We start from the raw sequence: 13,471 nt of genomic DNA, 5'->3' as shown, positions 1-13,471 counted from the left end.
TTCGGGCCGAGCGCGAAATGCGGAATTTTGATGGTGATCGATATGGCGCACATATTCCAACGTTCTACGGTGGCTACATTTCTGGTCGCGACTACCGCGATGCCGGCTTTGGCCGAACTGAAATATGAAAACAACTCGGGCGGCTATGTGCTGCTGTACGGACAGTTGCACCCGGCGATCGTGTCGGTAGATGACGGAGCCGAGACCGAGACGCGGCTGCTGGACAATGACCTGTCCAACAGTCGGGTGGGTCTTCGATTGATGCAGCCTTATGGTGCCAATGAGTTTATGTTCCGCTTTGAAACCGGCCTGGGTTTGCCGAGCACAGGAACGGCCAATCAGGACGGAACCAACGCGGATGGTTGGTCACGGGAAGACATCCGCCATGTCGATTTCTCTTTGGCGGGTGCATATGGCCGGTTTTCAGCCGGGCAGGGCAGTATGGCCTCGGATGGTGCTGCTGAAACGGATCTGTCTTATGTCGGAACAGCCCTGTATTCCTTCACCAACGACGAAAACGGCGCGTTTTTCTATCGTGGCTCGGATGGTGTGCTGAGCGATATCACGGTGGGCGATTCAGCAAGCAACTTCGATGGCGCGCGCCGCGGGCGCATCCGCTACGATACGCCGGATTTCAATGGGTTCTCGGCAGCGATTGCCTATGGTCAGAACATCCTGTCCAGCAGCGATGGCGATGACTACTACGACATCGCTTTGTCGTACGGCAACACTTTCGCCAATGGAGTCGAGTTCGCCGCGAGCCTCGCCTACGCAGTGCGCGACTTTGACGACGGATCGGGCGAGCGGAGGGATACGATCGGGTCGGCCTCGGTCCTCTTGCCAAGCGGTTTCAGCGTCACGGCTGCGTTGGGATCGCGTGATGACACGGCTGCTGGCGCAAGCGATCCGGACTATTGGTATGCGAAACTGGCTTACGAAGCCGACTGGGTGGCCTGGGGCAAGACAGGTATTGGTATCGACTATTTCGACGGGTCGGATTTTGAGAACGCCGGCTCCAGCACCAAGTCCTGGGGCATTGCCGTTGTGCAGCGGATCGACAGCATCAACACAGACGCCTATCTGAAATATCGCAACCACGATTTTGACGACACCATCGACTTCGACGAGAACGAGGCGTGGGTTCTGGGCGCGCGCTGGAGGTTCTGAGCCTGCGTCCTCTGCGAAGTTTGCGCATCCTCTGCAGCCGGGGCGTTTTTTTGTTCAAATCGGCGGCAAAACAAGACCGATAAGGGCATTGCCCCCTTGCACGTAGGGGGCTGGGCAAATAGAAGGCGTCAAATTTGCCCGGCGCGCCCGTTTTGCGCGCCCCGAATCCTATGGGGACTACCATAATGCAGGTTACCGAGACGCTGAACGAAGGTCTGAAACGCGGTTACAACATCGTCGTTACCGCAGCCGAGCTGGACGACAAGGTCAACGAGAAACTGACCGAAGCGCAGCCGGAAATCGAAATGAAGGGTTTCCGCAAAGGCAAGGTGCCGATGGCGCTGCTGAAAAAGCAGTTCGGCCAGCGTCTGTTGGGCGAAGCCATGCAGGAAACCATCGACGGTGCGATGAACAAGCACTTTGAAGACAGCGGTGACCGCCCTGCGCTGCAGCCCGAGGTCAAGATGACCAACGAGGACTGGAAAGAAGGCGACGACGTTGAGGTCGCAATGTCCTATGAGGCGCTGCCTGAAATCCCGGAAGTTGACCTGAAATCGGTCGAGCTGGAAAAGCTGGTCGTCAAAGCCGACGATGCAGCCGTCGAAGAAGCGCTTGGCAATCTGGCCGAGACCGCTCAGAACTTCAAATCGCGTCGCAAAGGGTCCAAGGCGAAAGACGGCGACCAGATCGTATTCGACTTTGTGGGCAAGGTTGACGGCGAAGAGTTCGAAGGCGGTTCTGCGGAAGACTATCCGCTGGTTCTGGGCTCGAACAGCTTCATCCCAGGCTTTGAAGAGCAGCTGGTTGGTGTGAAGGCCGAGGAAGAAAAAGATGTTAACGTCACCTTCCCCGAAGAATACGGGGCCGAGCACCTGGCCGGCAAAGACGCCGTATTCACCTGCACCATCAAGGAGGTGAAGGAACCCGTTGCAGCTGAGATCGACGACGAGCTGGCCAAGAAATTTGGCGCCGAGGATCTGGACGGGTTGAAGGCGCAAATTGCTGAACGTCTGGAAGCCGAATACGCTGGCGCGTCGCGCGCGGTGATGAAGCGCGGCCTGCTGGATGCACTGGATGTCAAAGTGACCTTTGACCTGCCGCCGTCGCTGGTGGAAGCAGAAGCCAAACAGATTGCACACCAGCTGTGGCACGAGGAAAACCCGGATGTGGAAGGCCACGACCACGATCCGATCGAGCCCACCGACGAGCACAACAAACTGGCCGAACGCCGCGTGCGTCTGGGCCTGCTTCTGGCCGAACTTGGTCAGAAGGCAGAAGTTGAAGTGTCGGATGCCGAGATGACGCAGGCGATCATGAACCAGGCACGCCAGTACCCGGGCCAGGAACGCCAGTTCTTTGAGTTCGTGCAGCAGAATGCCCAGATGCAGCAGCAACTGCGCGCACCGATCTTCGAAGACAAGGTCGTCGACTACGTGTTCGAACTGGCGCAGGTCACCGACAAAGAGGTCAGCAAAGACGACCTGCAAAAAGCCGTGGAAGCGCTGGAAGAGGAATAATCCTCTTCCTTCCCCGCAAGGGGGGCATAAAAAAAGCGGAGCCGTCTGGAAATAGGACGGCTCCGCATGGGTGGCTTTGTACTATGAGGTGAGGGGGTCAGGCCTCATGAGCAAAAGCACGGGGGGTCTGTAACAGAGCGGTCTTTTGCTCTGTGGTGAACGTATCTGACAGGGCCTCGATCAGTTTCAGCACTGCCTGCCGTTCTTCTTCCGTTTTTGCCGCACTCATCTGCTCGACAAAGTACTTCTCGAGATCTGTGAGCGGCTTGTGGTCTCGGTTCGCCGGGCTGAGCTTTTCGGCCTTCTTGGCTTCGAACATTTCCAGCGCAGCATCTTCGTCGATAAAGACATCGTGGTGGATGTCTGCAAAATCACGCAATCCGGAAATCCGTTCCTCGCTGCAATCAAGCAGGGCTGCCATGGCCGGAACTTTGCCCATCGGAACGGTCTCGCCGACATAGTCGTACGGCGCACAGTTCGACCGTTTCAGAACACGGTTCATGACCGGGTCGATGACGGTGATGATGTCCTGGATACCTGCGTTGCGGCAATATTCCAGTGATCCGATCATCAACTCACAGGTCGCATAAGAGACCGAGTTTTTCTCTTTCCCGCGTGTCAAGCGCTGCGTGTCGACGCAGAAGCGCGTGGATTCCCACATGGTCGCACTGCGCATCGGCGCCTCGCCGCAAAGAATATCCGAGAACACATCCGATAGCATGTGCGGCCCGGTGGTCTGCAATGCACGTACTGCGGCCACGACGTTCCCCTCATCGTCGAGACCGATTACGTATGCAGGATCCAGATGGTCGAACTGGTCGATTTCTTTACCGTCTTCAATGTGAACGTCCCATCCAAGACGTCCGCCAAAAACACGGGCGCGCAGTTCGAACATATCGTCAAGAACTTCGGTGAACAGATGTCTGTTCAGCCCATCAACTACCAAAATCATTGTAACCCCCTTCGAGTGATCTGTCTGTGGATAAGACGTTACTCGGATTTCAGGGCGAATCTATTGGGGGTTTCCCGTAATCTGGGCTTTTTTGGGTCAGATTTTGGCAGAATTTTGCTTTAGCCCGGGTAGATTAGCCCGATTCCAATCGCGCGGCCCACGGCCTGCGGCGTTGTGAGTGCATTAAGCTTTTCGCGCGAAGAGCGCAAGTGGACCTCAACCGTTCGGTGTGAAATCGACAGAATGTCACCAATATCCTGTTGCGATTTGCCTGCAGCGGCCCATTGCAAAATCTCAAGTTCGCGACTTGAGAGCGTCGGGTGGTACAACATCCGACTGATGGTGTCCGATGTCATCACGTTGTCATGAATGTGGACAGCCAGAGACTGCAGATCGCTGATCACATTTGGCACAAGCTTCTTCCATTCCTCGCGGCTGCAATCGCGGGTCGCACTGAGCAAGCCGATGTCACCATATGGGCCGCGTACAGGAATGGTAACGCCCTGATCTGGGATGCCAAAATCATGCGCGTCACGAAACACGCGCTGGAAATCCTTGCCGCGTTCAAGGCGGCTCCAGTCGACGGGCGCGATGCTGCGTTGGCTCATGTGCAGGGTCGGGTCGATCAGGTGCAGGCCTTGCTCCTGATAGTGGTTTTTCCAGTCATCGCCATAGGTCACATGGCCATGGATCGTACCCGCTGCAGGGTTCATGCCGGCATAGGCTGCGTGGTCCATCTCGTATTTGTCACAGACCTGGCGCAGGAACTCATCATAGCGAGAGTCCTGTTCGGGAAGGGTGCTGAGATCAACAATATCCATACGGTAACGACCAGCTAGACCCGAGTGAGCGGGCGGATCCCTTTGGCCAGGAAAAAGGATAGTGCTTTCCCTGACGTCACATAGCACATCACATTTCCCAAATTATGACAAGAAGATGTGGGAAATGTCTGCCTTTTAGGGGAAAATGTGCCATTCATGCACATCTATTTTTCCCCCACATAGGGGATTTGTTGGGGTTTGTCTGTGTCAGCCATGGTGTCCGCTGCTGTATTTGAGTGGTTATGTACGAGCTTTAATCATTAAATTCGCGAAAATGATGCCTATTTTGTGGCGGAAACCAGACCTGTTTCGACCAACATGCCGCGTGCTTTCGCCTCAGGGTAGTATCCTTTGGCGTAAAGAAAGATCGCGCGTTTCTGATCTCCGTCCGACAATAGCCAGGCCCCGCGCAGGTATTTTCCCGCAAACTCTAGATTGGTATCCGCGTCCAGCAGGCCTTGCGCATTGCCGGTGTAGCCCATCGACCGGGCGGTGGCGGGTAGAATCTGCAGCAGCCCGTAATAGGGGCGGTTCACGGCCCATGGGCGGTGTGTGCTTTCGCGGATAGCCAGTTTGTGCACCAATTCGCGCGGCAGTTCGTAATGATCTGCCCATTTGTTGATCGAGGCACGCAGCTCAGGCGTTTCGTTGGGATAGAGCGGTGGATCGAAGGTATCCTGACGCGTCGGTGTGTCAGGACCGCCGCAGGCAACGAGGGGGGCTGCAATCATAAGGGCCAGCACTTTACGACGAAGAAGAGGGGGCATAGGGGAAACTCCGGTTTTGCAAGGGCCGATGATATGGATCATGCGACCGATCGCAAGGTCGTGCTGACGTTCGGGGCCGATTTCTGCCGTGCCGGTAGCTATGAAAGAAAAGAGCCACGCAAACGCGTGGCTCTTGCAAAGTGCAAAGCTGTGTCAGATCAGGCTTTAGCTTCGTCTTCCTCAGCCGGTGCTTCTTCTGCAACCAGCTCTTCGTCGTCCGAAGCGGCCGAGCCGATATCGTCGAACAGTTCGGCGATCTCGAATTCAGCAGCGGCTTCTTCTTCAGCAGCCAGTTCCTGAATCGATTTACCCGATGCCTGCAGTTCGGCTTCTTCTTCCGAACGGGCAACGTTCATCTGGATCTCGACCTCGACCTCGGGGTGCAGTTTGACTGCCAGCGAGTGCAGACCCAGTTCCTTGATCGGTGCGATCAGGGCAATCTGTTTCTTGTCGACGGTGAAACCAGCTTCGGTTGCAGCATCTGCCGCGTCACGCGGGGTGACCGAGCCGTACAGAGCGCCGGCATCCGATGCCGAGCGAATCACGATGAACTGCTGGCCGTCCAGCTTTTCAGCCAGTGCTTCAGCTTCTTTCTTGGTTTCCAGGTTGCGGGCCTCAAGCTGTGCTTTCTGGGCTTCGAACGAGGCGATGTTCGACTCGGACGCGCTCAGCGCTTTGCCTTGGGGCAGCAGGAAGTTGCGGGCGTAGCCGGGCTTGACGTCAACGACGTCGCCCATCTGACCCAGTTTCGCAACGCGTTCCAGCAGGATAACTTGCATGTCAGTCTCTCCTTACTTCACGGCGTAGGGCAGCAGGGCGAGGAAGCGGGCGCGCTTGATAGCACGGGCCAGTTCACGCTGCTTTTTCGCCGAAACGGCGGTGATGCGCGAAGGTACGATCTTGCCACGCTCAGAGATGTAGCGCTGCAGCAGACGGGTGTCTTTGTAGTCGATCTTCGGCGCGTTGTCGCCCGAGAACGGGCAGACCTTGCGGCGGCGGAAAAATGGTTTTGCGGCCATGGTTTAAGTCCTTTCGTCAGGCGTTGATCAGCGGCGCTCGCGGCGGCCTTCGCGCTCATCGCGCTTCTGCATCTGGACCGAGGGGCCCTCGGCATGCTCGTCGACCTTGATGGTCAGAACGCGCATGACGTCTTCATGCAGGCGCATTAGGCGCTCCATTTCCTGAACCGCACCCGAGGGGGCATCGGTTTTCAGGAAGGCATAGTGGCCTTTGCGGTTCTTGTTGATCTTGTAAGCCATTGTCTTGACGCCCCAGTACTCGCTGTCGACGACGTTGCCGCCGTTGTCAGCCAGAACGGTGCCGAAATGTTCGACAAGGCTTTCTGCCTGCGCGTTGGACAGATCCTGACGCGCGATCATTACATGCTCATACAGTGGCATGTGCACTCCTGTTTATATCAAGGCGCATTTCAAAGGCGGGGCCATATGGTCCTTCGCGACCCTGCCACGAGAGGCTGCGCGATTCATAACTCCTGCGAAGGATGGCCCCGTATACACGTTTGAGCGGACGGGGCAAGCCCCGCCACAGATGCCTTTGTGAAGTCGCCCAATTTCCTCTGACGCGCCCAATTCCTGACTTTTTTCGCGGCGAGGTTGTTCCACAAGTCGGGAACACCCGGATGATTGAGAAACCATAGACAGGGCAAGACAATGGCCGTCATGCAAACAAATACTTTTGAAAAGACAGCGCCCGGCGCAGTGTTCGATAAATCCGTTCCCGTTCTGATTACGTTTGCTCCGAACTGGCGTGCCCGGATGGTACTGCTGCGTGTCGCTGGCGCGTTTCTGATCCTCTCGGCTTTTTCGATGTGGCTCATGCCCGGCTCAGTCATGAGCGCCGAGGTCTGGCCGCTGAAACTGGTGGCGTCGCTGATGATGCTGATCGTGGGTGTCAGCCTGCTGACCATTCAGGTGATGGACGCGCGCCCCGACGCTTATTTTGACCCGATCCGCCGCGAAGTGCGTATCCTGCAAAAGAACGAAAATGGCCGCCCGCAGACGGTCCTGCGCCGCAGCTACGACTCGCTGGGCGGTGCACGTTTTGCCGATAATCAGGTCGAATTGTTCGACGTGGATGGCAGCCTGCTGATGAAGCTGCCTTTGGAATCGGCGGATGTCGGCGCAGCGCTGAAAGGGCAACTGAGCCAAAACGTAACAATTTTCGCCTGAATTCTATTCTGTTCAAATAGGAACAGAGTTTGTGAATCAAAAAAACTTGTCTGCCGCCCTTGGGCGGCACATTTTATTTCATGAGCAACCCACCCGGTTTGCAAAACCAACTTTGCGGAGATTGTTATGAAATCCACCCTTCTCGCCGCCGCTCTGGCTGTATCTGCCACGACCGCCTTCGCCAGCGCTGAAAAATACGTATTGGACCCAAGCCACAGCCAGGTGATCTTCAACTACAATCACCTTGGTTTTTCGACCACCTATGGCATGTTTTCGGGCTTTGAAGGCGAGATCATGTTCGATCAGGAAAACCCAGCCGCTTCCAGCGTGACCGTATCAATGCCGGTGGTCGAGATGTTCACCGGCTGGAAACCGCGCGAAGATCACTTTATGACCGAGGATTTCTTTGGCGTGACCGAAGGCGATCTGATCAGCTTTACCTCGACCAGCATTGAAGTGACTGGCGAGGACACCGCCAACATCACTGGTGATCTGACGATGAACGGCGTGACCAAGTCGGTGGTTCTGGACGCCAAGCTGAACCAGGTGGGTGAGCATCCGATGGCAGGCAAGCCCTGGGCCGGTTTCGATGCAACCACAACTTTGGTGCGCAGCGATTTCGATTTGGGTCAGTTTGCTCCGTTCGTAAGCGATGAGGTTCAGGTACAGATTTCGGTCGAAGCACAGAAGGCCGAATAAACCCTATTCGATAGACGCAACAAAGACCGCCGGGGTTGAACGCCCCGGCGGTTTTTTTATTCTTCGTCTCGCTCGGCTGTTAGTTCGACATCGACGTCGACGGTAAAGCCAAGCGAGTCTTCGGTGGGCTGTGACGTTCCAACGTCGAAATCCATGCGGTTGAGCGAAAGCCCGCCGGACATGGTGGCCCGATCATCCACCAGTTCCAGATCGAAAGGTAGGGTGACCTCGACGGATTTGTCGCGGATGGTGAGCGGGCCGCGGGCTTCGTATCCGGTTTCCGTTTTGAACAGATCGGCCTTGAAATTGGCCGTAGGGAATTGAGCGCTGTTAAAGAAGTCCGCGCCCATCGCCTGGTCACTGACGGTGCCCAGGCTGAGCGAGGCAATGGCGATCGTTACATCGACTGATCCCGCCAGCCCAGTATCTGCAGGATCTTGGAACGTGATCGCGGCGGTCCAATCCCGGAACTGTCCGGTGACGGGGCTGCCCAGCTGGGAGATCGTGATCGAGAGCGTGCCATCCTCGACCTCCCATTCGGATTGAACCTCGTCCAGCTCGGCGGTGTCCAGCGTGGCTTTGGAGTGATCGTCGAAGATGCCGGTGCTCCAGCCACCAACCAGCACTGCGGCCCAGATCACCAACGCAGCGAAAGCAGGCAGTGCCGAGTGGTGTTGTGCTGGCGGCTCGGGCGCATTTGCTTGGCCGGGCAGCATACGGCGTAGGGTGCTGTCCTTGTCCACGACATGGTGCTTCATTGCGCCCGCGATATGCAGAACCAGTGACCCGCCCAGTATCCAGACGAACAACCAGTGCAGGCTGGCCGTGAGTTCAGCCAGAAGCGCGGATTTTGGAACCAGCGGCAGATTTTGGCCAAACGGCCACAGGATTGGCGCGAAACCATCTGCTGCTGCGTGGTGGATCCAACCGCTGAGCGGAACCACCACAAGTGACCCGTAGAGAAGCCAGTGCACGGTTTCGGCGGCAAAAGCCTCGGGCTTGTTATCTGCGTTGAGCAGGCCGGGTTTGGTCTGTGTCATAGCCCACAGGATTCGGGCCAAAGCGACGAAGAACACGGCGACACCGATGGTCTTGTGCAACGAGAAAAGCCGAGCGGCGCGTGCGATGTCATCCTCGGTGGTTGCGACATCCGGGTTGTAGATCGCATGGGCCAGTTCGTTTGCGAACCAACCCAGCGGAATGGCGGCCAGGATCAGCAGGGCAGTCAGCCAGTGAAATGCCTTGGTTATGCCACCATAGCTCGATCGGGTGTTCGTCAGGGACATTGCGTGACTCTCTGCGTTATCATGTTGGGGACAACCTAAAGTGCTGGTGTGCCGACACAAGGCGGAGAAATGCACAGTAAGGGTGTCCTGATGCAGAACGCAGGCAATGCTTGTGCCGCGCCGTTTGTCAGTTTACACCCCGCCGAAACCTGACGTCACGCAAGAGGCACTTATGACACGCGCGTTTGTTTTCCCCGGGCAGGGTGCCCAGACCATCGGAATGGGCAAGGCTCTGGCCGATGCCTATCCCGCAGCCCGCGCCGTTTTTGATGAGGTCGATGAGGCTTTGGGTGAGAAGCTGAGCGATCTGATCTGGGACGGCGAGATCGCGGATCTGACCCTGACACAGAATGCGCAACCGGCGCTGATGGCGACCTCGATGGCGGCGATGCGCGCGCTTGAGGCCGAGGGGGCATCGATCTCGATGGCGTCATATGTGGCAGGGCATTCGCTGGGTGAGTACTCTGCCTTGGCCGCTGCCGGGGCTTTGTCGGTCGCTGACACCGCACGGCTGCTGCGGACCCGTGGACAGGCAATGCAGAGCGCCGTGCCGGTGGGTGAGGGCGCGATGGCGGCTATTCTGGGTCTTGATCTTGAAGCCGTACGCGCCGTGGCCGAAGAGGCCGCGCAGGGTGAGGTCTGTCAGGCCGCCAATGACAACGACCCAACACAGGTCGTGGTGTCGGGCGCGAAGGCCGCCGTAGAGCGTGCCGCCGAGATTGCGAAGGAAAAAGGCGCCAAACGCGCGGTTATGTTGCCGGTAAGTGCTCCATTTCACTGTGCGCTGATGCAGCCTGCGGCAGATGTGATGGCAGAAGCTTTGTCTGCTGTTGAAATCAAGGCACCTGCCGTGCCGCTGATCGCCAATGTGCGCGCCGAGGCTGTGACTGATCCGGATGTGATCCGCCAGTTGCTGGTCGAACAGGTCACCGGGTCGGTCCGGTGGCGCGAAAGCGTGCAGTACATGGTCGCGCAGGGCGTGACTGAGGCGTGGGAGATCGGCGCGGGCAAGGCTCTGTCTGGGATGATCCGCAAGATCGACCGTGCGCTGACGTGCACGGCGGTCGGGTCGCCTGATGATGTACAAAAAGCCGTTAATCCCGGCGCGTAAACGAAGGACAGTCGCCGGTTTCGGCGGCCAGAGAGGAATGCTAAATGTTTGACTTAACAGGTAAGAACGCGCTTATCACGGGTGCCTCGGGGGGTATCGGTGGCGATATTGCCCGTGCTTTGTATGAGGCAGGCGCGACCGTCGGCCTTTCCGGAACACGTGTAGAGCCGTTGCAGGCGCTTGCTGAGAGCCTCGGAGAGCGCGCGCATGTGTTGCCGTGTAATCTGAGCGACCCGGAGGCCGTCGAGGCGCTGCCGAAACAGGCGGCTGAGGCGATGGGATCGGTCGACATTCTGGTCAACAACGCTGGCATCACGCGGGACAACCTGTTCATGCGCATGTCCGATGAGGAATGGCAGAGCGTCATTGACGTGAACATGACCGCGACCATGAAACTGTGCAAAGGCGTGATCCGGGGCATGATGAAGGCGCGCTGGGGGCGGATCGTGAATATCTCGTCTGTGGTGGCGGCAATCGGGAATCCGGGGCAGGCGAACTATGCTGCGTCCAAGGCCGGTATGATCGGGTTTTCGAAGGCACTGGCGCATGAGGTTGCGACGCGTGGGATTACCGTAAATGCGGTGGCTCCGGGCTTTATCACTACGGCCATGACCGAGAAGCTGACGGACGAGCAAAAGAAGGGTCTGCTGCAGAAGGTTCCTGCAGGGCGCATGGGTGATCCGCAGGAAATCGCCGCTGCTGTGTTGTATCTGGCCAGCCCCGAAGCAGGCTATGTGACCGGAAGCACCTTGCATGTGAATGGCGGCATGGCCATGTTGTGATCGCAATTCGGGGCGGATGCGAAAGCGTTTGCCTTACGCGTTGTCTGTGCTATAGGCGGCGCGTATGCGCAGGGACCGGTCGGAAGGCCGGTTCTCTGATTTCCCGGGGACCCGGGACCCAAACCGCCCGGAACGGGCAAAACCAGTCCACCCCGAACGGGCAAGGGCAGAACCGGGCGAACCGCCCTGAAATTGAAATGAGGAATAGACATGAGCGACGTCGCAGATCGCGTTAAGAAGATCGTTGTTGAGCACCTGGGTGTTGAAGAGGACAAGGTTGCTGAAAACGCCTCGTTCATCGACGATCTGGGCGCAGACAGCCTGGACACAGTTGAGCTGGTAATGGCGTTTGAAGAAGAGTTCGGCATCGAAATCCCTGATGACGCAGCCGAGACCATCCAGACCTTTGGCGACGCCGTCAAATTCATCAGCGAAGCTTCCTAAGCTTATCGTTCTGAGACAAAAGCGGCGCTTCCGGGCAACGGAGGCGCCGTTTTTTATGCGCTGATGAAATTCGGGCTTGCCCCAAGGGGGTTACGCTCCGCACTCTGACCCCCGAGGCAAGTTATCGAGCGGGCAAGGGCATGATAAGATCCACCCCGATGATCAATACGGCGCGTCTGACCCTGTGTGCGATGCGCCCCGAGGATTTCAACCGGTTCGCCGAGATTTGGGGCGATCCGGATGTGGTGCGGCATATCGGTGGCACTCCGCTGAGCCGCGGCGAAGCTTGGGACAAGTTTTTGCGCAACGCCGGGCACTGGCAGATGACCGGTTTCGGGCAATGGGGCGTCATGCTGCAATCGAATCGCAAATTGATCGGTCAAGCCGGGTTCTTCTATGGTAATCGCGCCTTGGGAGAAGACTTTGACGGCTTCCCCGAAGCGGGTTGGGTTTTGATGACAGACATGCAGGGCCAGGGCTATGGTCATGAGGCCGCGCACGCGGCACATGACTGGTTTGATCGTGTCATACCCGGCCCTCTGGTCGCGTTGATCGACGCCGGGCACACAGCGTCACGCCGGTTGGCTGAGAAGCTGGGATACAAGCTTCTGCGTGAGACCGAATACCGCGATACCGCAGTGCATCTGTTTCGACGTGATGGTCCGCCTGCAAGGTTTTGAACGCGGCTTTTATTGCTGCGATGCCGCAAAATGCATGAACTGTGCCGATCCTGAGAAGTGATGGGCGTTACCAAAGTGATATGGTAATGTCGAACTTCCATTTGTCTGGGCGGAGGAAAAGGCACATGAGAATTTACCCTACGATGGAGCTGCAGAACGGTCGTTGTGTCACTCTGGACAAGGGCCGTCTTGAGGACGCGATGATCTGGCACGTGGATCCGGTGGAGACTGCGCGCAGCTGGTCGGCGGCAGGTGCCGAATGGATGCATCTGACCGATTTTGACGCGATTGAAGGGCGTGATACCAACGCGGCGCTGGTGGAAGAGATCATTCGCTCGGCGGAGATGCCGGTGCAATTGGCTGGCGGTTTGCGCAATCGCGAACAGGTCGAGTACTGGATCAACAAAGGCGCGGGGCGAATCGTGATCGGCACGCTGGCTGCCTGGGATCCGCAACTGGTGAAGGAACTGGCCAAGCTTTATCCCGATCAGATCGTGTTGGCCGTGGATGTGTGGCAGGGGCAGGTGATGACCGAAGGTTGGCGCAGCCAAAGTGCGTTTACGCCCGACGCTTTCATCGAAGCCTTCGCAGAGACGCCTTTCGCTGCGATTCTGGTCACCGATATCGACAGCGACATGGAAGATGTCGAGGCGCAGCTGGGTCTGATTTCTGGTCTGGCCGAGAAGTCACGCACTCCGATCATCGCCAGCGGTGTCGTGCGGACCGTCGACGATATCTCGCGGCTGGCCTACATTCCCAACATCTCGGGCGCGATTGTCGGCCGTGCGTTGTTCCGCAAGACCGTGGACCTGAGCGCGGCGCTGGAGGTCGCGAAAACTGCGCACGAACCGGTCGCAGAATTTCAGTAAGCTGTCTTTTGGCAATTGAACCCGCCCGCCGCAGAGATGCCGGGCGGGTTCTTTCGTGCAGCCATAGGCAATCACTGATGATGATCCGTTGGCAAAAATCCGGGCGCTGGTGCGTTGCCGGATCAGAATCCGCCGTTGCTCTTGCCCCCGCACCCCGGGCCGGGGTATGAGCGGTTCTCATAACAGG

16 protein-coding genes are annotated in these 13,471 nt (G+C 57.6%); 9 read left to right on the top strand and 7 right to left on the bottom strand.

Annotated elements, in window-relative coordinates; translation table 11 throughout:
• The first annotated feature begins 42 nt into the window (after positions 1-42).
• Together ACR0KM_RS00395 and tig are read left to right on the top strand one after the other, a co-directional pair.
• On the top strand, positions 43-1,167 hold the full coding sequence (locus tag ACR0KM_RS00395; RefSeq protein WP_480857271.1) for a porin: 1,125 nt from the start codon (positions 43-45) through the stop codon (positions 1,165-1,167).
• A 185-nt stretch (positions 1,168-1,352) separates the two neighbouring features.
• On the top strand, positions 1,353-2,684 hold the full coding sequence (tig, locus tag ACR0KM_RS00390) for a trigger factor (protein ID WP_480819651.1): 1,332 nt from the start codon (positions 1,353-1,355) through the stop codon (positions 2,682-2,684).
• A gap of 97 nt (positions 2,685-2,781) precedes the next feature.
• Here tig and ACR0KM_RS00385 read toward each other — a convergent pair whose 3' ends face one another.
• From ACR0KM_RS00385 to rpsF, 6 genes are all read right to left on the bottom strand, one after another.
• Positions 2,782-3,636 (bottom strand): acyl-homoserine-lactone synthase, encoded by an 855-nt coding sequence (locus ACR0KM_RS00385; RefSeq protein WP_480819652.1) that lies wholly within the window; start codon positions 3,634-3,636, stop codon positions 2,782-2,784.
• A gap of 119 nt (positions 3,637-3,755) precedes the next feature.
• A complete protein-coding gene (locus ACR0KM_RS00380; RefSeq protein ID WP_480819653.1) occupies positions 3,756-4,457 on the bottom strand; it encodes an autoinducer binding domain-containing protein in 702 nt (233 codons plus the stop codon).
• A gap of 281 nt (positions 4,458-4,738) precedes the next feature.
• On the bottom strand, positions 4,739-5,188 hold the full coding sequence (locus tag ACR0KM_RS00375; RefSeq protein ID WP_480857631.1) for a transglycosylase SLT domain-containing protein: 450 nt from the start codon (positions 5,186-5,188) through the stop codon (positions 4,739-4,741).
• Between the two features lie 194 nt (positions 5,189-5,382).
• Positions 5,383-6,003: a 50S ribosomal protein L9 gene (gene rplI / locus ACR0KM_RS00370; RefSeq protein ID WP_480819654.1), complete on the bottom strand. Its 621-nt coding sequence runs from the start codon at positions 6,001-6,003 to the stop codon at positions 5,383-5,385.
• 12 nt (positions 6,004-6,015) lie between these two features.
• Positions 6,016-6,243, bottom strand: coding sequence for a 30S ribosomal protein S18 (gene rpsR / locus ACR0KM_RS00365; protein ID WP_005982441.1), 228 nt, complete (start codon positions 6,241-6,243; stop codon positions 6,016-6,018).
• Between the two features lie 27 nt (positions 6,244-6,270).
• Positions 6,271-6,624: a 30S ribosomal protein S6 gene (gene rpsF / locus ACR0KM_RS00360; RefSeq protein ID WP_480819655.1), complete on the bottom strand. Its 354-nt coding sequence runs from the start codon at positions 6,622-6,624 to the stop codon at positions 6,271-6,273.
• Positions 6,625-6,894: 270 nt separating this feature from the next.
• Here rpsF and ACR0KM_RS00355 point away from each other — a divergent pair, with 270 nt between their 5' ends.
• Entirely contained in the window at positions 6,895-7,413 is a 519-nt protein-coding gene (locus ACR0KM_RS00355; RefSeq protein ID WP_480857273.1) for a hypothetical protein, read from the top strand.
• A 126-nt stretch (positions 7,414-7,539) separates the two neighbouring features.
• Entirely contained in the window at positions 7,540-8,112 is a 573-nt protein-coding gene (locus ACR0KM_RS00350; protein WP_480819657.1) for a YceI family protein, read from the top strand.
• Between the two features lie 56 nt (positions 8,113-8,168).
• Here ACR0KM_RS00350 and ACR0KM_RS00345 read toward each other — a convergent pair whose 3' ends face one another.
• Complete coding sequence (locus ACR0KM_RS00345) at positions 8,169-9,398, bottom strand: cytochrome b/b6 domain-containing protein (RefSeq protein WP_480857275.1); 1,230 nt, start codon at positions 9,396-9,398, stop codon at positions 8,169-8,171.
• 172 nt (positions 9,399-9,570) lie between these two features.
• On the opposite strand from ACR0KM_RS00345, the gene fabD reads away from it, so the two are divergent.
• The 5 genes from fabD (at position 9,571) to ACR0KM_RS00320 (ending at position 13,284) form a co-directional block, all read left to right on the top strand.
• The gene (gene fabD, locus ACR0KM_RS00340; RefSeq protein ID WP_480857277.1) at positions 9,571-10,509 is read left to right on the top strand and encodes an ACP S-malonyltransferase; all 939 of its coding nucleotides are present in this window, start codon (positions 9,571-9,573) and stop codon (positions 10,507-10,509) included.
• 44 nt (positions 10,510-10,553) lie between these two features.
• Positions 10,554-11,291, top strand: coding sequence for a 3-oxoacyl-[acyl-carrier-protein] reductase (gene fabG, locus ACR0KM_RS00335; protein WP_480857278.1), 738 nt, complete (start codon positions 10,554-10,556; stop codon positions 11,289-11,291).
• A 210-nt stretch (positions 11,292-11,501) separates the two neighbouring features.
• Entirely contained in the window at positions 11,502-11,735 is a 234-nt protein-coding gene (locus ACR0KM_RS00330) for an acyl carrier protein (RefSeq protein ID WP_008756330.1), read from the top strand.
• A gap of 140 nt (positions 11,736-11,875) precedes the next feature.
• Positions 11,876-12,415, top strand: a complete 540-nt coding sequence (locus tag ACR0KM_RS00325; RefSeq protein ID WP_480857280.1) for a GNAT family N-acetyltransferase — start codon at positions 11,876-11,878, stop codon at positions 12,413-12,415.
• Positions 12,416-12,540: 125 nt separating this feature from the next.
• Positions 12,541-13,284 carry a 1-(5-phosphoribosyl)-5-[(5-phosphoribosylamino)methylideneamino]imidazole-4-carboxamide isomerase gene (locus tag ACR0KM_RS00320; protein ID WP_480819662.1) on the top strand — a complete coding sequence of 248 codons (744 nt, stop codon included), beginning with the start codon at positions 12,541-12,543 and terminating at the stop codon, positions 13,282-13,284.
• The last annotated feature ends 187 nt before the right edge of the window (positions 13,285-13,471 follow it).

Source organism: Ruegeria sp. G10, from assembly GCF_056533645.1.
Note: the sequence above shows the minus strand (reverse complement) of the source record. Positions and strands in the feature narration are given on the sequence as shown.